The sequence below is a fragment of the Flavobacterium profundi genome, assembly GCF_006491645.1.
GTDB lineage: Bacteria > Bacteroidota > Bacteroidia > Flavobacteriales > Flavobacteriaceae > Flavobacterium > Flavobacterium profundi.
Window position 1 is genome coordinate 19,660 of record NZ_VDCZ01000006.1, and the last position, 19,619, is coordinate 39,278.

15 protein-coding genes are annotated in these 19,619 nt (G+C 29.8%); 5 read left to right on the top strand and 10 right to left on the bottom strand.

The genetic code is table 11. From position 1 onward, the window contains the following. Nucleotides 1-49: 49 nt before the first annotated feature. The 6 genes from FHG05_RS09160 to FHG05_RS09185 all read right to left on the bottom strand — a co-directional run bounded on the left by FHG05_RS09160 (nt 50) and on the right by FHG05_RS09185 (nt 5,278). Complete coding sequence (locus tag FHG05_RS09160; protein WP_140997719.1) at nt 50-841, bottom strand: hypothetical protein; 792 nt, start codon at nt 839-841, stop codon at nt 50-52. 66 nt (nt 842-907) lie between these two features. Then, nucleotides 908-1,987, bottom strand: coding sequence for a serine hydrolase domain-containing protein (locus FHG05_RS09165; protein ID WP_140997720.1), 1,080 nt, complete (start codon nt 1,985-1,987; stop codon nt 908-910). Nucleotides 1,988-2,116: 129 nt separating this feature from the next. Further along, on the bottom strand, nt 2,117-2,866 hold the full coding sequence (gene tpiA / locus FHG05_RS09170; RefSeq protein WP_140997721.1) for a triose-phosphate isomerase: 750 nt from the start codon (nt 2,864-2,866) through the stop codon (nt 2,117-2,119). Nucleotides 2,867-2,905: 39 nt separating this feature from the next. Further along, a complete protein-coding gene (locus FHG05_RS09175; protein WP_140997722.1) occupies nt 2,906-3,406 on the bottom strand; it encodes a TlpA family protein disulfide reductase in 501 nt (166 codons plus the stop codon). Between the two features lie 141 nt (nt 3,407-3,547). Beyond that, nucleotides 3,548-4,657 carry a BT_3928 family protein gene (locus FHG05_RS09180; protein WP_140997723.1) on the bottom strand — a complete coding sequence of 370 codons (1,110 nt, stop codon included), beginning with the start codon at nt 4,655-4,657 and terminating at the stop codon, nt 3,548-3,550. Nucleotides 4,658-4,735: 78 nt separating this feature from the next. Then, the gene (locus tag FHG05_RS09185; protein ID WP_140997724.1) at nt 4,736-5,278 is read right to left on the bottom strand and encodes a DUF1599 domain-containing protein; all 543 of its coding nucleotides are present in this window, start codon (nt 5,276-5,278) and stop codon (nt 4,736-4,738) included. A 126-nt stretch (nt 5,279-5,404) separates the two neighbouring features. Between FHG05_RS09185 and folP the strand changes: the two genes are divergently transcribed. Both folP and FHG05_RS09195 read left to right on the top strand, forming a co-directional pair. Then, nucleotides 5,405-6,229, top strand: coding sequence for a dihydropteroate synthase (folP, locus tag FHG05_RS09190; RefSeq protein WP_140997725.1), 825 nt, complete (start codon nt 5,405-5,407; stop codon nt 6,227-6,229). A 16-nt stretch (nt 6,230-6,245) separates the two neighbouring features. Next, on the top strand, nt 6,246-6,980 hold the full coding sequence (locus FHG05_RS09195; RefSeq protein WP_181369159.1) for an ExbD/TolR family protein: 735 nt from the start codon (nt 6,246-6,248) through the stop codon (nt 6,978-6,980). Between the two features lie 71 nt (nt 6,981-7,051). Here FHG05_RS09195 and FHG05_RS09200 read toward each other — a convergent pair whose 3' ends face one another. The 4 genes from FHG05_RS09200 to uvrA form a co-directional block, all read right to left on the bottom strand. Beyond that, nucleotides 7,052-7,546, bottom strand: coding sequence for a hypothetical protein (locus FHG05_RS09200; RefSeq protein ID WP_140997726.1), 495 nt, complete (start codon nt 7,544-7,546; stop codon nt 7,052-7,054). Between the two features lie 109 nt (nt 7,547-7,655). Further along, the gene (locus FHG05_RS09205; protein WP_140997727.1) at nt 7,656-8,090 is read right to left on the bottom strand and encodes a hypothetical protein; all 435 of its coding nucleotides are present in this window, start codon (nt 8,088-8,090) and stop codon (nt 7,656-7,658) included. 1 nt (nt 8,091) lies between these two features. Continuing rightward, complete coding sequence (gene rlmH, locus FHG05_RS09210) at nt 8,092-8,565, bottom strand: 23S rRNA (pseudouridine(1915)-N(3))-methyltransferase RlmH (protein ID WP_140997728.1); 474 nt, start codon at nt 8,563-8,565, stop codon at nt 8,092-8,094. A 466-nt stretch (nt 8,566-9,031) separates the two neighbouring features. Further along, entirely contained in the window at nt 9,032-11,830 is a 2,799-nt protein-coding gene (gene uvrA, locus FHG05_RS09215) for an excinuclease ABC subunit UvrA (RefSeq protein ID WP_140997729.1), read from the bottom strand. Nucleotides 11,831-12,186: 356 nt separating this feature from the next. Between uvrA and FHG05_RS09220 the strand changes: the two genes are divergently transcribed. The 3 genes from FHG05_RS09220 to FHG05_RS09230 all read left to right on the top strand — a co-directional run bounded on the left by FHG05_RS09220 (nt 12,187) and on the right by FHG05_RS09230 (nt 19,613). Then, nucleotides 12,187-13,428 (top strand): T9SS type A sorting domain-containing protein, encoded by a 1,242-nt coding sequence (locus tag FHG05_RS09220; protein WP_140997730.1) that lies wholly within the window; start codon nt 12,187-12,189, stop codon nt 13,426-13,428. 148 nt (nt 13,429-13,576) lie between these two features. Further along, nucleotides 13,577-16,339, top strand: coding sequence for a triple tyrosine motif-containing protein (locus tag FHG05_RS09225; RefSeq protein WP_317130141.1), 2,763 nt, complete (start codon nt 13,577-13,579; stop codon nt 16,337-16,339). A 226-nt stretch (nt 16,340-16,565) separates the two neighbouring features. Continuing rightward, complete coding sequence (locus FHG05_RS09230; protein ID WP_140997731.1) at nt 16,566-19,613, top strand: SusC/RagA family TonB-linked outer membrane protein; 3,048 nt, start codon at nt 16,566-16,568, stop codon at nt 19,611-19,613. Nucleotides 19,614-19,619: the final 6 nt, after the last annotated feature.

A 19,619-nucleotide genomic window follows, 5' to 3' on the forward strand; every position in this document is an offset into this window, starting at 1 on the left:
AGTAGTATATTTGTAGCTTTAATATTAATGAATGTTTATTTGTCAGAAATTATTCTATTTTTAAAAAAGTTCCCTCAATTGTTGCATTGTGACCAAATTGCCCTGAACAATAACCATTTGTATACATAATTGTTGCAAAATCCTTATAAAACTGTACTCTAAATGAACAATTATCTGAATCTGGAATCATGTAAGTAAAATTTGTTCCATCAAGGGTAATTGTATCTTTATCTACAGTAGCTATATTTCGTGCTGGATCACTGGTTACACTTTCAATTTCAAAAACAGCTTGATTATCATTTAATTTTTCAATTGTAAAATACCCTTGAGGACCAGCATCGCTAAATCCATAATGGTATTTGCCAAATAGTTTATTTTCATTGGCAACAATACTTGGTGCAATTACGGTAGTATCTTTTTCTGTTAAATCTAAAGTAAAATTCTTTCTTGTTTTGGGTGAAAACCAATCACCAACGAAATGATTTTCATTTGTAACGGTACCTGTAATAATTCCTGAGATGTTGCCAGAAGATTCAAATTCTAGTAAACGAAGCTGATCCTCTTCAAAACTGCCAATAATTTTTATAGGTTGTTTTTCTTGTGTATTTAAATAAATTATTTCACCTACAATAATGTCATTTTCTATTTGGTAATGTAAGTAAATAGGAATTGATTTATTAATATATCCTTTCCAGAATGTTTCTGAAATACCCATTTCTTCTGATTGTGAAAAAGTTGAAGTAAGGGTGTCTTTTACTACGGTTGGAGTTTCTTTTTCTTTTTTGGATTGACAAGCGATTCCTAAATACAAGAGCGTAACTAATAGAATTATTTTTTTCATGTGTATATGTTTACCCTAAAAATAACATAATCTTTTTAGGTAAACAAAAAGTCAATCTCATTTATTTTATTCTTTTTTCCAAATGGTTTTGAAAGTAGCCACATTATTTTTTGTTAGATCTTCATTGGCCATAAAAATTTGCCCTGTATTCGTCTTAGGATTAAATTTAAGTACACTTGAAGCCCCTAAATCGGAACCGGTATGTCCAATTTCTCCAGAAGGAAAATAGAAAATAAAAATCCCGGAATTGGGTTCTTTGGGATTACTATTTTTGGGTTGCCAATGACTCTCAGAAAATTGCTTAGAAAAGAAAGTCGACCAGCCATTTTTACTCATTAAAGTAGAATTTCCATTATAGCCTTTAATAAGTTCGATTAAATAAAGCGATAAATCTGTAATGGTCGTTTTTAGGCTTCCATCAGGATAGGTGTCACAAGAGTACTTTGCTAAAGGTGCTTTATTCTCGTCATATAATAGGGCTAATTTTGAGGTATCTATTTCGTCAAAAAACCAACCCGTATTCTTCATTTGTAAAGGAGTGAAAATGTACTCTTTTGTAAATTCATTAAAGGGTTTTCCGCTTGCTTTTTCAAGAACGTAAGCCGCTAAAGCTGCTCCAACATTACTATAAGAATAATTTTCTCCAGCTTTGTATTTGCTAAAGAGTTTCTTTTTGGATTTGGATGTTACTACTAAATTTTTATAAAAAAAATCGTGTAAATTATTTTTTGGAACAACCTCAAAAGTATAGGAAGCTTCATAGATCGTTTCATCATCTATAATTCCTGAAGTATGTGTAGCTAAATGTCTTAAGGTAATCGTATTTTTGCCTTTTACATTAGGATTACTAATTTCAAAATCGAGATATTCATTAATGTTAGTATCTAAATCAATAATTCCTTTTTCTTGAGCAATAGTAAGGGCAAGACCAATAAAAGTTTTACTAACAGATCCAATGGGTTGAATTGTATTTTTTGCATAAACTATTTTATTTTCTTCATTGGCATAACCAAAAGTAGTACAACTTATAATACTATCTTGATTTACTTTGGATACCGCGTAACCAATAAAAGAATCATTTTGACAGTAGGAATTTGACGTACTGAACGTTAAAAAAACAATAATTAGGATTGTTGGAAATCTCATAATATTAAGGATTTCTTATAAGACTTTTTACATTACATTTTGTTACTTTTTTTGTTTAAAATATTCTATAAAAAAGAAACCCTTATTATGTTTTTATAATAAGGGTTAGTTTTATTTAAATATAATTGATTAAAAACCATTCACAATTGCTAAGAAATCTTCAGCTTTTAAAGATGCTCCACCAATTAATCCTCCATCTACATCAGGTTTTGAAAAAATTTCTTTTGCATTATCAGGTTTAACACTACCACCATATAAAATAGTTAGATTGTCAGCAATTTCATTACCATATACTTTTGCAACTAAGTTTCTAATAAAAGCATGCATTTCTTGTGCTTGTTCTGGAGAAGCAGTTTCTCCTGTACCAATTGCCCAAACAGGTTCATAAGCTAGAACGATATTTACCCAATCTTTCTTTTCAAGATGAAATAAGCCATCTCTTAATTGATATTCTACAATATTGAAATGGTTGTCTGCTTGTCGGTCTTTCAATTCTTCACCAAAACAAAATATTACACGCATTTCATGCTTTAAAGCCGTGTCTACTTTGTTTGCTAAAAGCGCATCTGATTCATGAAAATAGGCACGTCTTTCACTATGACCTAAAATAACTGTTTTAACATTGATATCTGTTAGCATATGGGCAGCGATTTCACCTGTGTAAGCTCCACCTTCAGCTTGATGCATATTTTGAGCAGCCACTGTAATTCCTTTTCCAGCAACTTTGTCTTGGGCGGCTTTTAAGTTAACAAATGTTGGCGCTACAATAATTTCAGCGGGTGTATCTTGTTTTTTGGCTAGTATTTCGTCTAATAAAGCTAGGGTTTCAGTATGCGTTTTATGCATTTTCCAATTCCCAGCTACAATATTTTTTCTCATTGTTTTTAGTTTTAGTATGTAATTTATGAAGTAAAAAAATTATTTTACTTGTTCTTTTAAAGTAGCTATTAGTTTTTCATCATCTGCTTCAATAGCTTTGAATAAAGCAATTTTGCCTTCCTTATCTACAATCATGTATCTTGGAATCCAATCTAATTTAATAGAAGACCCAAAAATACCTTTCATTCCATCTGTTGTAAGGAAATGTTCTCCTTTTACTTCATATTTTTCAATACCTTTTAACCAAGCTTCGTAGTTTTTGTCCATTGAAATGAATAAGTAAGTCACATTAGGGAAATCTTTTTGTAAAGTTTTTACTTTTGGCATTCCTTTAATGCAGTCTGGACACCAAGAAGCCCAAACATCAATTAAAACCGTTTGTCCTTTATATTGGTCTAAAATCTCTTTAAATGTTATATTTTCGTTTTTGGTTGAAACCATAACATTATCTAAGGCATCTTGTTTGAATTCGGTATCTTGTGCATTTGAACATGAGGTGATGAACAAAGCAAAGCTTAATAAAGCGATTATTTTTTTCATTTTTGTATTTATTTTTTATAGTTCAAAAATAAGGTTTCTGAATTTTATATTTGTTAGTAAAATGATAAAAGAAGCATTTTGTTATCTAGTTAACGTATTGGTGCTGTTTTGTTACTTTCGTTTTATAATATGATGAAAGTATTACTTTAAAATCACTTTGTCAATATCATTAAAATGTACTTTTTGTACAATGGTTCCTTTTTCTAATACAACGATACCTGGATTAGCTCTTACAATAGTTTTAAGTGTAGTCGGGTCGCAAAAATAATAATCAAATGTAAGGTTAAATTGTTTTTGGAAAGCATCTCTTAAATTGGCATCAGAAGCAGTTAAACCAATTACTTCATACCCTTTTGCTTTAGCTTTTTGGTTCAATTCTTCTAATTTTTTCATTCCTTTTTCTTTTGATTTATTCAAATCATAGGTAATTAGCAGGACCACTTTAGGTTCTTCCAAAATGGTTTCTACATAATTAGCACCGTCTTTTTCGATGCTGAAATCATGAATAGGAGGTATGTATCCTTCTACTATAACTTTGTCTTTACGGTCTACAAATTCTGCATTTTCAGGAACTTTATTTGACATCACATCAGCATATGAAATTTCAGTATCTACACCGTTTATTTTGTAGATAAATACCATTTCGTATTCACTTTTTGGAGCTCCTTCTGGAATTTCCATCCCTTTTTGAATATTATTACCCACTTTATACGCTCTAAAATCGATAATAGGAAGGTGTTGTAAAACATAGTACGCCATTAATAAACATAAGGAATAAGCTGCAAAAACCGTTAAATTCAATGCCGATTTACCATATAAAGGTTTGATGTATTTTTGATTGAAGAACAGGATTAAAATTAGTGCTGTTAAAATTAAATCTTTAATAAATGACTCAAATGGAGTTAATTTTAAGGCATCTCCAAAACAACCACAATCTTTTACTTTATCAAAATACCAAGAGTAGAAGGTAAGAAATGTAAAAAATACAATCATCCCTAAAAGACTCCATAGCGTAAATTTAGTCTTAAAGCCAATGAGCAACATCACGCCTAAAACGATTTCAAAAATGACCACAAAACAAGCAATAATTAATGCCATTGGAATTAAAAACTCCATGTTTAATACATTCGCATTAAAATATTCTTCTAATTTATAGGAAAATCCAAGAGGATCATTTAGTTTAATTAGTCCAGAAATTATAAATAATATACCTACTAAAACTCGTGCTATTTGTGTAATTATATTTCTCATGAATACTTTTTTGTCAAAGTTACTTTTTTCAAGAAGTTTTACTTGTAAATAAGATGTTAATCAGTTGTTAAAGGGAGTTTATACAGCTTTTCCTAAATGAATCAATGCAAAAACAGAATAATTAATCATATCTTGGTAATTGGCATCTATACCTTCAGAAACTAAAGTTTTACCTTTATTATCTTCAATTTGTTTTACACGTAAAAGTTTTTGCAAGATCAAGTCAGTCAAACTACTTACACGCATGTCTCTCCAAGCCTCACCATAATCATGGTTTTTGTCTTCCATTAATTTTTTTGTAAGTGCGATTTTAGTATCATATAATTGTACCGCTTCCTCATAATTTAAATCGGGTTGGGTAGCAATACCTTTATCAATTTGGATTAAAGCCATAATACAATAATTTATGATTCCAATAAACTCTGAGGTTTCATCTTCATCAATTTTTCGCACTTCATTTTCTTGTAGTCCTCTAATGCGTTGTGCTTTAATAAAAATTTGATCAGTTAAAGAAGGCAAACGTAAAATTCTCCAAGCGGTTCCATAATCTTTTGTTTTTTTGGTAAACAAATCGCGACAAATTGTAATTATGGTGTCATATTGTTGTGAAGTATTCTTCATTTATTCGGTATATTTGTATGAAATTTTTTCAAAAATAAAGAATATAGTATTAAGATTGAAGTATTCGAGATAAAGATTTTTATTTTAAGTTTCAATCTATTACTATTATAAAGAGGAATTGAGTTTATGACTATCAATTGTAGAGGAAAACTAATCGATTTAAGTCGCCCGAAAGTCATGGGAATTTTGAATACGACTCCAGATTCATTTTATGATGGAGGCAAGTATAAAAATGACCAAGCTATTTTACAACAAGTAGAAAAGATGCTCAAGGAAGGTGCCACTTTTATTGATATTGGAGCTTACTCGAGTAAACCTGGAGCTGCTTTTGTGTCTGAAGAAGAGGAAATCAATCGTTTGTTACCAATAATTGATTTAATTGTAAATCGTTTTCCTGAAATCTTAGTTTCTGTAGATACTTTTAGAAGTTCCGTTGCTGAAGCAGCAGTGTTACATGGAGCCAGTATAATTAATGATATTGCTGCTGGATTTTTAGACGAAAAGATGTTATCTATGGTTGCCAAATTACAAGTCCCTTATATTATGATGCATATGAAAGGAACTCCTGAAACCATGCAGTCTTTGGCATTTTATGAAGATATTTTTAAAGAAATGATGTATTATTTTTCTGAACGAATTGCAGTTGCTCGAAGTTATGGTATTAATGATCTCATACTCGATCCTGGTTTTGGTTTTGCTAAAACATTGGAACATAATTATCAGTTGATGCAGCATTTAAATTACTTTCAGCATTTAGATTTGCCAATATTAATTGGTGTTTCCAGAAAATCGATGCTGTATAAGTTATTGGAAACCACTCCAGAGCATGCTTTAAATGGTACTACTATTTTGAATACTATAGCTTTACAGAAAGGAGCCTCAATCTTAAGAGTTCATGATGTAAAAGAAGCAGTGGAATGTATTACTATTTTGGAAGAATTAAAAAAATAACCTAATTATTGAACTAATGAAAATAAACCAAGCCTTGAAGAGTGTTCTGATACTAATAGTAACTGCTCTTTTATTTTCTTGTAAAAAAGAAGATGTTTTGCTTCCACAAGCTAATATGTCTGTTATGGAAACCATTACAGATCATTCTCCTATTTATTTATTTTACGAAGCAAATGCAACTGATACGATTGCTTTAGTGAATGCCAAAAATAGTATTAGCACGACCAATTGGATATTTAACATAGATAAGCGATTGACTCTTGACTTGGTTATTCCGGAAGTGAGAGTGTTACAATCTATGAAAAAAAGAGCCAGTCATACGAATGAAGAAGCTATAAATGTGTTTTCATATTCCGATAGTATTACCAAGAATTTGGCCTTTTTGCCTTTTACAGATGTTCAATTTAAATACGATAAAGATTTTTCTAAATTTTATATCAAAGATCATGGCGATTTGTATTTGGATTATTTTAATTTAACGGTAAATTTTAATAAGGATAACCAAATTACAGTAGATGGAAATGAAGTAGAACGTGAAGAATTTATTGCTTTTATTAAAGATTTTGCTGATTTTATGAGTGGTGAAAAAACGACCATCATTCATTTAAATTTTGACAAAAGACTTACTTATGGACAATACATTCAAAATAAATTGATGGCTTGGCAATTAACCTCTGATGCCATTCAATTATCTTCTTATGAGTTTGTTTATGATGAAGCGCAATTACCAGAATGTGGATGTAAATTGTAAGATTTAATTTTCATATAAATAAAAAGGTATCCAAATTTGGATACCTTTTTCAATTGTATAAATTTTATTTTTTATTTGAATTCCGACATTACATCGTCAGCTTTTTTCTTGCTTTTTCCGTTCGTTGCTTTTTTCTCAAATAATTTGTCAATTTGACTTAAAGTAAACGCTTTAGAAACTCCAGTTACTTCATTGTTTTTATTTTTACTCATGAATTGTACAAAAGTACGATCTAAGTTTTTAGAATAATGTAACCATACAAATTGGTTTGGTAATTCTAATTTAATGTCTAATAATGGATCTGCATTAAAACCAGAAACGATAATTTCTTGCAATTTTGCGAAATCATTATCAATATCTTTAAATGAGAAAGAACGTGTATTTGTTTCTTCTTCTTTTTCAACGTTTTTGTAGAAGAACGTATATTCTTCACCTTCATGTTGAATAAACATATCATTTTGGCCGATAGATCCTAATCTTACTACAGGAGTGGTTTCAATCACTTTAATTTGGGCAAATGCAATACAATTTGAGATTAATGCAAGGGCAATAATGACTTTTTTCATAACTTTTATCAGTTTGGGTTAAGTGTTATTTATTTTTGCTAAATATATGTTAAAAATTCATACTGACAAAAAATAAATTGTCTAATTTAAAATTTAAAAAAGAATCTTTTTATTCGATGCCTAGTCGTTCAAATTCATTTTGTAGGTTTATTTTTAATTTTTCTTTTGGACATTTCTTTGCTTTTTCTAGTTCTTTAAAGAAATCGATTTTCTTCAAAAAATCAATTCTTTTTTCATATTGATTCATTTCTAAAATTAATTTTTCTACTTTTTTAGCACTAAATTTTTTTAAATACCTTTTCCTCAAATAAAAGTAAATTTCTTCCTCAAATACAATAAAATTTTCATCGATTGCTGGATCTAATTTCGATGAATATTGGTTGTTTTTAAGTAATATATTAATGAATTTGAATTTGACTTTTGTACTGTAAGTGTGAATTTGTTTTTGAGCATCAATAATAGTAAATAAATTATCAATATGCGTTTCTTCTTGAGAATAGGATAGTAAGGTAAATAGTAAGAAATAAAAAAATATTTTTTTCATTTTATTGATGATGATAAGGTTCATTTCTTAAAATAGTAAAACCTCTATAAATTTGTTCGATTACAAACAAACGTACCATTTGATGGGAAAAGGTCATTTCTGATAAAGAAACTTTTCCAACCGCTTGTTTGTAAACGGTTTCACTAAAACCATACGGGCCGCCAATCACAAATACTAAAGTTTTAATACCTGCATTCATTTTCTTTTGTAAAAACTCAGAAAAACCTACGCTTGAAAATGTTTTTCCATTTTCGTCTAAAAGAATCAAATGATCAGTTGCTGTAATTTTGGAAAGAATCAATTCGCCTTCTTTTTCTTTTTGTTGGGCTTCGCTTAAATTCTTTACGTTTTTTATATCGGGAATAATTTCTAAATCAAATTTTATATAAAAACCCAAACGCTTGGTATACTCATCAATTAGAGCTTGCAAATTTTTATTATCCGTTTTTCCTATAGTTAGTAATTTGATGTTCATTTTTTTATTAGTGAAAATAAAATATTAAAAATAAAAAGGAATTGATTTAGAAGAAATATGATTAAAATAAAAAATATTATGTATGTTATTCTATCATTGAATTTTTCATTTTTTAATATTGTAAACACATCGTAGCTAATTTCATTTTTATAAAACAGACTAATTAAATAAATTACTGGAAAAGTAAATAAAGAAATCAATAGGTGTGATTTTGTTAATATAGAAATTAAATTAATTTGAAAATGATTAATTAAGAAATATATTAAACCAATCAAACAAAAATAAAAACTTAAGATAATTAAGAGTGTTTTTATTGTAGCGATATAATATGTGTCATGAATATTTATTTCAATATTTCTTTTTGCATTAAAAAATCCAATAAGCAAAATTATTGGAACTAAAATCCAAAAAATATAAAATGGTTTTTCTAAAATTACTTTCATCTTCAAATCAACAAACCCTAAAATTAATTCAACTTTTCTTTCAAATACTTCCCAGTCACTGAATTCTTATTTTTTGCCACTTCTTCTGGTGTGCCAAAAGCAATTAATTCACCACCATTTTCACCACCTTCCGGACCAATGTCAATAATATAATCGGCACATTTTATTAGATCTAAATTATGTTCAATTACAATAATGGAATGTCCTTTTTCAATCAAGGCTTCAAAGGATTGTAATAATTTTTTAATATCATGAAAATGTAAACCTGTTGTTGGTTCGTCAAAAACAAATAAGGCTTTGTCTTTAATAGTACCTTTTACTAAAAAGGAAGCTAATTTGATACGTTGGGCTTCACCACCAGACAAGGTAGATGAAGATTGTCCTAATTGCACATAGCCTAAACCAACATCCTGTAAGGGTTGTAATTTTTGAGTGATTTTAGTTTGTTTATGAAGATCAAAGAATGCTACCGCATCATCAATTGTCATGGTTAGAATGTCATCGATGTTTTTGCCTTCAAAAGTAACTTCTAAAATCTCTTTTTTAAATCGTTTTCCATTACAGGTTTCACATTCTAAGTGCACATCTGCCATGAATTGCATTTCAATGGTTACTTCACCATCTCCTTTACAAGTTTCACAACGACCTCCATCTACGTTAAATGAAAAATGTTTGGCTTGATACCCTCTTAATTTGGATAAATTTTGTTTGGAAAACAAATCTCGAATATCATCATAGGCCTTAATGTAAGTCACTGGATTGGAACGCGAACTTCGCCCAATAGGATTTTGATCTACATATTCAATATGCTTAATATTTGCAAAACTGCCATTTATCTCTGTAAATTGTCCAGGTTTTTCACTAACGCCTTCTAATTTTTTTTGAATGGCTGGAAATAAAATTTTCTTAACTAACGTACTTTTTCCACTACCAGAAACTCCTGTAATAACTGTTAAACAATCTAAAGGGAAAGTGAAATTCTGATTTTTTAGGTTGTTTTCACGAGCCCCAATAATATCGATATAATTTTTAAACTTTCTTCTTTTTTGAGGTACAGCAATTTGTTCTTTTCCATTTAGATATTTAGCTGTTAAAGATTCCGATTGTAAGATTTCTTCATAGGTCCCTTGTGCTACTAATTCTCCACCAAAAGTACCTGCTTCCGGACCAATATCTATAATCATATCGGCTGCTTTCATGATGTCTTCATCGTGTTCCACTACAATTACAGTATTTCCTAAATCACGTAGGTTTTTCAATACTTCTATTAAACGTTCGGTATCTTTTGGGTGTAAACCAATACTTGGCTCATCCAAAATATACATCGAACCCACTAAACTACTTCCTAAAGAGGTAGCCAAATTAATACGTTGTGATTCTCCTCCTGAAAGAGACGCAGAATTTCGGTTTAACGTCAAATAACTTAAGCCTACATTCGCTAGAAAGCCTAAACGATTATTAATTTCAATGAGTAATCGTTTTGCTACTTTAGCATCGTATTCATTAAGTTCAAGTTTTTTGAAAAATTCAATTAGATTCACAATTGGTAAATCTACCAATTCGGTTATAGTATGATTAGCAATCTTAATATTATTCGCTTCTGGTCGCAACCTTTTACCTTTGCACAATGTGCATTTGGTTTTACCTCTATAACGAGATAATAAAACGCGATTTTGAATTTTATAATTTTTTTCTTCTAATTCCGTGAAGAAATCATGTAAACCCGTAAAGTATTTATTTCCGTCCCAAATGAGTTGTTTTTGTTCTTTGGTTAACTCAAAAAAGGATTTATGAATAGGAAAATCAAATTTATAGGCATTGTTTACCAATTGGTCGCGGTACCAACTCATACTGTCTCCTCTCCAAGGGAAAATAGCATTTTCATAGACTGATAATGCTGTATTTGGAATTACTAAATCTTCATCAATACCAATAATGTTTCCGTAACCTTCACATTTAGGACAAGCTCCATAAGGGTTGTTAAAACTGAACAAATGGACGTTAGGTTCTAAAAAAGTAATCCCATCCAATTCAAAATTGGAACTATAATGTAGTCTTTTTTGAGTATCTACTTCTTGTAAATAACACTCTCCTTTACCTTCATAAAAAGCAGTCTGAACGGCATCAGCTAATCGATTGTAGAATTCTTCTTCCTTTTTTACAATAATACGATCAATAATCAAAAATATTTCATTATCTGAGGTCACTTCGAGCGAAGTCGAGAAGTCATCCAAACGAATCATTTCATTATTTACCAAAATACGAGCAAATCCTTGTTGAAGCAATACTTTTAATTTGTCTTCCAATGCTCTTCCTTTTTCCAAATGAATAGGAGCTAAAAGCAACCATTTTGAATTTAAATCGAAAGTCTTTATTTCTTGGATAACATCAGTGACGGTATCTTTTTTTACTTCTTTTCCTGAAATAGGAGAGTAGGTTTTACCAATTCTGGCATATAACAGTTTTAAATAATCGTATATTTCGGTAGAAGTACCAACAGTAGAACGTGCATTGGTAGTATTTACCTTTTGTTCAATGGCAATAGCTGGTGCAATTCCTTTAATGTATTCTACTTTAGGTTTGTCTAAACGACCTAAAAACTGTCTCGCATATGAAGATAAACTTTCAACATAACGTCTTTGACCTTCTGCATAAAGGGTATCAAAAGCCAAACTTGATTTACCAGATCCAGACAAACCCGTTATAACTACAAGTTTGTTTCTAGGAATAGCAACATCAATATTTTTGAGATTATGCAATTGAGCTCCTTTAATAAGGATGTTTTTTTTAGGCTCTAATTTTGAAAAATCTGTTTTTACCATAATAAAATCTAAAGGAATGCAAAGATAATTAATCTAAAAATAAGTTCCATATGCATTAGCATTTCATTTTAATTTGTAGATTTTTTTTAACTTTTATAGGTCTTAACCCTGTTCTTATACTTAATATTTACCTATACATAACCTATACGAAAGCGTTGTAATTGACTTGAAAATGTTCTGATTCAAATTTATTATTAGCGTTAAAATCTTTGTTTTTCAGTGTTTTAGTATGTTTTGTAATAGTTTGTCTTAAAATATATAGTTGTATAGTTTCTATAACACTCATTTTGTTTTTCATGACTTTTTAGTTTATAAATTTAGATATTCTTATTTTTTAACTATTTTAATTGTATAATATGAAAAAAATTACTCTTTTAATTATCTTATTAGGAATTTCGATAGGGTATTCCCAATCTTTTCCTCTTGATTTTTCAGACCCTTTGGATTTAATGACGGGCTATGATGGTTGTAATGTTACCATAGTTGATGATGCAGGTGATATGGTGGCTCAAGTTGTGGGAGGTGGACAATTATACGATACAGCGCAATTAGATTTAGCTCAGAATTTAAATTTAGCAGACGATGCGAATAATACCATTACTTTTAGAATTAAACCAGCTGCTGGTACAACTTCAGGAAATCATTTGTTGAAGTTTGAAGGTGGAGTAGGTGGTCCAGCTACAGTAGAATTACCTTTTACTACTTCTGGAACAACTTGGCAAACTATATCGTTAGATTTTGGAAGTGGTTTAGGGAATTATTCAAAAGTGGTGTTTTTTACCGATTTCAATAACTACGAAACAGATACGTATTGGGTGGATGATTTTGCTGGAGGAACCAATGTAGCTCCACCACCACCGTTGCCAACACCTTCTGGGCCTGCACCTGTTCCTACAGCAGATCCATCAACTGTAGTGAGTATGTATAGTGAATCGTATCCAAATACGTATCAATATTCTTTTGGAACAGGTTCTGATGTAGATTTAGATTCTGGAACGGGAGTTAACAATGCATTAAAATTAAATTTTGCTGTAGCGGGTTTTGGAGCAGGATATACTGAAACAGATGTAACGAGTGCTCAGTTTGTTCATTTTGATTATTGGACAAGTGATGCAACTACGTTTGGGTTGTATTTGATTTCAAATAGCCCAGTTATGGAATATGTGTATCGCTTACCAGAACAAGAAGCAATTGTTTTAAATACATGGAAAAGTGTTACCATACCCATGTCCTACTTTACTAATTTAGGATTTAATCCAACTACTTGGTTTCAGTATAAGTTTGATGTGGTAGCGGCTACAGCTGGTACAGTTTATTTTGATAATATTTATTTCACGTCTGCAGCTTTGGATGCGGATAATTTTGATGTACAAAACTTACAGATGTATCCTAATCCTGCGACAACTGCTCTAAATTTTAAATCGAACGAAACAATTCATCAAATTAAGGTGCTTAATCAATTAGGGCAAGTAATTTTGGTAAACACAATAAATGATAATCAATTCTCAATTAATGTTGATGGGTTGCAAAAGGGACAGTATTTTGTTACGTTACAATCAGATAATAATTTAATAACAAAGATTTTTATTAAAAATTAATTGTTTTATAATTTAAAATATGAAAAAGGTGTGCTGTGCATACCTTTTTTTATATTTTTATAATGTCATACTTTATTTTTAAATCTTTTAATCGACTAATTTATATATTTTGAGATCAAAAATTTTTCTTTTTCTATTTTTTTGCTTTTTGAATAGTTTTTCTCAAGAATTGCCGCCTATAGTAAAGTATCCTCAAAGTGCTTACTTAGCTGGGAATCAAAACTGGATGATTACTCAAGACAAAATGCATTCTGTTTTTTTTGCTAATAATGAAGGATTGTTAGAATTTAATGGTGCCAATTGGATTTTATATCCATCGCCTAATGAGACGATTATTCGATCGGTTAATGCTATTGACGATAAAGTTTTTACAGGTGCCTATATGGAATTTGGTTTTTGGTCTCGAAATCCAAATAACGAATTGGTGTACACTTCATTAAGCTCTAAAGTAAAAGAGAAATTAATTGATGATGAACAATTTTGGAACATACTGCATTATGAACAATGGATTATTTTTCAATCTTTTAATAGAATTTATATTTATGATACTAAAACAGAGAAATTTAATATTATTTCTGAAACAGAAGCGATATTAAAAGCATTTGTGGTTAATAATGCGATTTATTTTCATGTCATTAATAAAGGATTATTCGAAATTGAAAAAGGGAAGAGCAAACTCATTTCAAATGATCCAATTTTTTTAAATAGTAAAATTGTAAACTTGTTTTTTATAAATGAAGAATTATTAGTACAAACTGAGTTTTTAGGATTTTTCAAATTAAAAGACGGTAAATTAAATAAATTTGTTACAGATGCAGATACAGAAATTGCATCGAGTAATGTGTATAGTAGTTTGTTATTATCTGATGGTAGTTTTGCTGTTGGAACGGTATCAAATGGTGTTTTTGTATTAGATAGTAATGGGAAAATTAAATACCATTTAACACAAAATAAAGGATTGAGTAATAATACAGCTTTATCACTTTTTGAAGATGTTGATAAGAATTTATGGATTGGTCTTGATAATGGTATTAATTGCATTAACTTACAATCCCCCATAAAAAGCTTTTCTGATGATACCGGAATTTTAGGAACGGTTTATGCTTCTATAGTTCATAAGGATAAGTTGTATGTGGGAACCAATCAAGGTTTGTTTGTTAAAAAAATAAAAGATGATGATTCTTTTCAATTTATTCAAGGAACTAAAGGGCAAGTTTGGTCTTTATTTGCAGAGAAGGACGATTTATTTTGCGCGCATAATGTTGGCACTTTTTTGATAGATGATACTAAAGCAAATCTTTTATATGCTGGTTCAGGTACTTGGAAAATTGAAAAAATACCCAATAGATCCGATTTGTTACTTCAAGGAAACTATATTGGTTTGACTATTTTAAAAAAAGTGAAAAATCAATGGGTTTTTAGTCATAAAATTAAAGGGTTTGATTACTCATCCAAACATTTTGAATTGACGAAATCGCTAGAAGTTTATATTAGTCATGAATATAAGGGTGTATTTCGTCTGCAATTGGATCCAAATTTCACTAAAGCAACTTCTTTTTATACCTATCCTTCTCCTTCAAAAGGGAAAAATTCTTGCTTAATACAATATAATAATAGTATATACTATGCTTACAAAGAGGGAGTTTTTAAATTGAACCCTAAAAACAAGCAATTTGAAAAAGATTTAGTTTTAAGCGCTGTTTTTGAAAAAGACGAATATACCTCTGGGAAACTTATTGTAGATCAATCCAATAAATTATGGTTGTTTACCAAAAATTACATTCATTATTTCTCTCTAAGTAAATTAAGTAATCAATTGAAAGAAAATGTAATTCCAATTCCAGCTTCGTTAACAAATTCTATGCTGGGTTATGAAAATATTACTCAGTTATATAATTCCACGTATTTAATTGGAACTACTGATGGTTATTATACAATAAACTTAAATGATCTGACTTTTAAAGATTATAAATTAAAAATAACCAATATTGCTATTAATAAACTTAATGAAAAATTGAGTAGTCGCTCTATTGTGGATAACGGACTTTTTAAATACAATGAAAACAATATCATTTTTAATTATTCAGTTCCTGAGTATAATAAATATATCAATGCAGAATACCAATTTTTATTAGAAGGTTTTCAAGATGAGTGGAGTGAATGGACTTCAAAAACAAGTTCTAATTTTAAAAATCTATCACCTGGTGATTATACGTTTAAAGTGAGGGCAAAAATTGCAAATTCTAAACCTGATGATATCGTAACCTATCGTTTCACTATTCTAAAACCATGGTATTTCACAAATTTAGCGTTGTTAATTTATGTTTTAATTTTAGTGGTAATTGCAATTTATATTCATAGAAGGTATAAAAGGTATTATATCCAAAAAGAACAAAAATTAATAGAAGAGAATAATTTATTACTAGAAATTAAGGAGCTTGAAAATGCCCAACAATTAATGAAAATTAAAAATGAGCAATTAGCACAAGATGTAGACAGTAAAAATAGAGAATTGGCTGTTTCAACGATGAGCTTAATTAAAAAAGACGAATTATTGGCTTTGATTAAGGAAGATTTAAAAAACGCACCAGAAATTACTAACAAAAGTGTTAAATCGGTAATTACTACCATTACAAAAAATATAAATAAAGAAGATTCTTGGAATATTTTTAAAGAAGCTTTTGATAATGCAGATAATGATTTTCTTAAAAAGGTAAAACTAGATCATCCTACTCTAACTCCAAATGATTTAAGACTTTGCGCCTATTTAAGATTAAATTTGTCTTCAAAAGAGATTGCTCCTTTGCTGAATATTTCTGTAAGAAGCGTGGAAATTAAAAGGTATCGTTTGCGTAAAAAGATGAATTTAGATCATGAGCAAGGACTAGTAGAGTACATCTTGTCCTTCTAATACCTATACAATTAAAATTTTACCTATACATTGCCACAACATCAACGTTTTCGTTGTTAATTTTAAGATTTTTTTAAGATTGTATAATGCTTAAAAATAGGACGGTTTTTTATCAATAACGCAATAAAAAGATATTTTTTTTACAGTGTATATTTTTTGTTGAGGTTATTTTAAATTTATTATTAAATCAATCGTTTAATTTTAGCTTTATAAACCGAAACATATTATGAGATCAAATTTTTTACTAATTGCATTTCTATTATTAACAGCTATGGGTTTTGCACAAAACGTAGATGTTTCTGGAAGTGTACTTGATTTAGGTACTGGGGAACCAATACCTAGTGTTAACATCTTTGCTAAAGATTATAAGATTGGAACTTCCACAGATTTTGATGGGAATTTTACTCTTTCTAATGTACCAGTAGGTGTTACTTTAGTTTTTAGTTATGTGGGATACAATAATTACGAATACAAAGTAACCAAATCTGAAATCATTAAAATTAGTATGGTTCAAGATTTAAAAGCTTTAGAAGAAGTTGTATTAATAGGATATAATACAAAAGCTAAAAAGGACGTAACGGGTTCTGTTAGTGTAGTAGGATCTGAAACAATCGAAGATTTAAGGCCTGTTATTGCTACACAAGCTTTGCAAGGGACGGTTTCAGGTGTGTATGTATCATCTGCTTCAGGTGCTCCTGGTTCAGGATTTAATATTAGAATCAGAGGAATTTCTTCCAATGGTCAAAATGGTCCACTAGTATTAATCGATGGATATGCAGGAGATTTAGGTCTACTTAATCCTAATGATATTGAATCTATTACTGTATTAAAGGATGCTCAAGCATCTGTATATGGTGCTCAAGGTGCAAACGGAGTGGTTTTAGTTACTACAAAACAAGGTAAGAAAAATACAAAAACTAGAGTATCTTTCAATTCGTATACAGGATTTCAAGAAACAACTAAAAAATTAAATGTTTTAAATGCAACTGAGTATGCTCTAATTTTAAATGAAAGTTTTGCAAATAACGGTCAAGCTTTGCCTTATCCTAATGTTGAAAATATTGGTATTGGAACAGACTGGCAGGATGAAGTATTCCAAAAAGCACCAATTACAAATAATGATTTTTCTATATCAGGTGGTACAGACAGAACTACTTATATGTTAAGTGCTTCAAAAATTAAGCAAGATGGCATTGTAGGCTTAGAAAAATCTGGTTTTGATAGGAGTACAGCTAGGTTAGCATTTGGTATCGATTTATTTGAAAAATTAAATTTTAAAACTAATATTATTTATACCGACTATAATCGTCAAGGATTAAATGAAGGTGGGTTAGGATCTGTTTTATTCAATGCTTTAAATGCACCACCTACTTTAACTCCTTATGATTCCAATGGGAATTATACTTTAATACCTGATACTTCGGGGTACGGATTGGAAGTAATTAATCCTTTGGCTCAAATACATAATACCTACAATTCCTATAACCAAGAAAAAATTAACGGAAATTTTGTTTTAGAATACAAACCTTTTACAGATTTTAAAGTTACGACTCGATATGGTTTTAGTACTGCTAACGATGTATCGAAAAGTTTTAGCCCAGAAATTTTTTATGGAACAGGTAAAGTCTTTAATAATACTAGAAGTTTTGTAAATCAATCCGCAAGAAAATTCAGTAATTATACTTTGGATGTATTTGGTGAATATGAAAAAAGAATTTTTGAAAATCATAAGTTTAAAGTAACTTTAGGAGGAACTTTATATGCTGAAACTGGTGAAGGTGTTAATGCTACAGGATATGATGTTCCATATAATTCATGGGAGTATGCAGATATTGCTTTAGCAAATGGAAATGTTCCAGACGGCGTTAAACCTAATGGATCTTATAAATCTCCAACTTACAAAAGGCCGTCATTATTTGCGACTTTAGACTATGATTACAAGGGTAAATATTTATTATCCTTAATCGCTAGAAGAGATCAATCATCAAAATTTGGTCCAGACTTTAATGTGGGTAACTTTAATTCGATACTTGCTGGATGGGTTATTTCTGATGAAGATTTTTTTAATACTGATGGTAAAATAAATTTTCTAAAATTAAGAGCTAGTTATGGAAGCTTAGGTGTAGATGCAATTGATAATAATGTGTTTAGATCAAACTTAGTAACATCAAGTTACGTTTTAGATGGAACTATTCTTAATGGTTTTGCTCCTGGGGTTATTCCAAATAAATCTGTAAAATGGGAATCAGATACCAAATTAGATATTGGTTTAGATACAAAAATGTTCAATAATAAGTTAGAAGTAACTATTGAATACTATCAAAATAAGAGAAAAGATTTATTAATAATAGGAACACCTGTTTCAGGAATTGGTGGTGGTGGAGCACCTGGATCAGGTAATCCAACAATCAATGCGGGTAGTGTTACTAACAAGGGGTTTGAGTTTGCAGTAGATTATAAAAATAATGACCATGAATTCAAGTACAATATTGGATTTAATATTACTTCTATAAACAACAATGTAGATGAGGTTAATAATGGATCAGGGTTTATCGATATTGGGGCTTTTGGTGTAGGTCAACCGATACCTACAAGAATGCAAGAAGGACAACCTATTGGGTCATTTTTTGGATATGTAACGGATGGAATTTTTCAAAATCAAGAAGAAGTAAACAATCATCCTTCACAAGTGGCTTTGGGTGCACCAGCACAGCCAGGTGATATACGTTATAAAGATATGAATGGTGATGGTGTTATTAATTTGGACGATAGAGCTTTTATAGGTAAAGCAATAGCAGATTATAATTTAGGTTTTAATTTTGGATTAAATTATAAAGGATTCGACTTTATGGCTTATTCTTTTGCTTCAATTGGAAATGATATGATTCGTAATTATGAAAGAACTGAAAATAGATTGAATAAAATGAATTATGTTTTAGGTAGATGGACAGGTGAAGGAACCAGTACAGAAGTTCCTAGAGTAACAGCTGGACCTTCTGCTAATAATGTTTTTTCAGATTATTTTGTAGAAGATGCATCGTTCTTACGAATTCAAAACATTCAATTAGGATATTCATTACCATCCAAATTCATTGAAAATATTAAATTAACTAAAGTGAGAATATATGGATCGATAAACAATGTATACACATTTACAAAATACAGAGGTTTTGATCCAGCAGCTAACAGTGGCCAACCCATTTCTGGAGGAATTGATTTTGGTTATTATCCTTCTCCAAGAATTTATATGTTAGGTTTAAATGTTACTTTTTAAAAAATA

Excerpts from the sequence above, each read along its gene's own strand:
- rlmH (WP_140997728.1), bottom strand. The coding sequence starts at position 8,565 with ATGAACATCAAATTACTAACTATAGGAAAAACGGATAATAAAAATTTG.
- uvrA (WP_140997729.1), bottom strand. The coding sequence starts at position 11,830 with ATGGTAAAAACAGATTTTTCAAAATTAGAGCCTAAAAAAAACATCCTT.
- FHG05_RS09195 (WP_181369159.1), top strand. The coding sequence starts at position 6,246 with ATGAAAATAAACCAAGCCTTGAAGAGTGTTCTGATACTAATAGTAACT.
- FHG05_RS09220 (WP_140997730.1), top strand. The coding sequence starts at position 12,187 with ATGAAAAAAATTACTCTTTTAATTATCTTATTAGGAATTTCGATAGGG.
- FHG05_RS09160 (WP_140997719.1), bottom strand. The coding sequence starts at position 841 with ATGAAAAAAATAATTCTATTAGTTACGCTCTTGTATTTAGGAATCGCT.
- FHG05_RS09200 (WP_140997726.1), bottom strand. The coding sequence starts at position 7,546 with ATGAAAAAAGTCATTATTGCCCTTGCATTAATCTCAAATTGTATTGCA.
- folP (WP_140997725.1), top strand. The coding sequence starts at position 5,405 with ATGACTATCAATTGTAGAGGAAAACTAATCGATTTAAGTCGCCCGAAA.
- tpiA (WP_140997721.1), bottom strand. The coding sequence starts at position 2,866 with ATGAGAAAAAATATTGTAGCTGGGAATTGGAAAATGCATAAAACGCAT.
- FHG05_RS09205 (WP_140997727.1), bottom strand. The coding sequence starts at position 8,090 with ATGAAAAAAATATTTTTTTATTTCTTACTATTTACCTTACTATCCTAT.
- FHG05_RS09165 (WP_140997720.1), bottom strand. The coding sequence starts at position 1,987 with ATGAGATTTCCAACAATCCTAATTATTGTTTTTTTAACGTTCAGTACG.
- FHG05_RS09230 (WP_140997731.1), top strand. The coding sequence starts at position 16,566 with ATGAGATCAAATTTTTTACTAATTGCATTTCTATTATTAACAGCTATG.
- FHG05_RS09185 (WP_140997724.1), bottom strand. The coding sequence starts at position 5,278 with ATGAAGAATACTTCACAACAATATGACACCATAATTACAATTTGTCGC.
- FHG05_RS09175 (WP_140997722.1), bottom strand. The coding sequence starts at position 3,406 with ATGAAAAAAATAATCGCTTTATTAAGCTTTGCTTTGTTCATCACCTCA.
- FHG05_RS09180 (WP_140997723.1), bottom strand. The coding sequence starts at position 4,657 with ATGAGAAATATAATTACACAAATAGCACGAGTTTTAGTAGGTATATTA.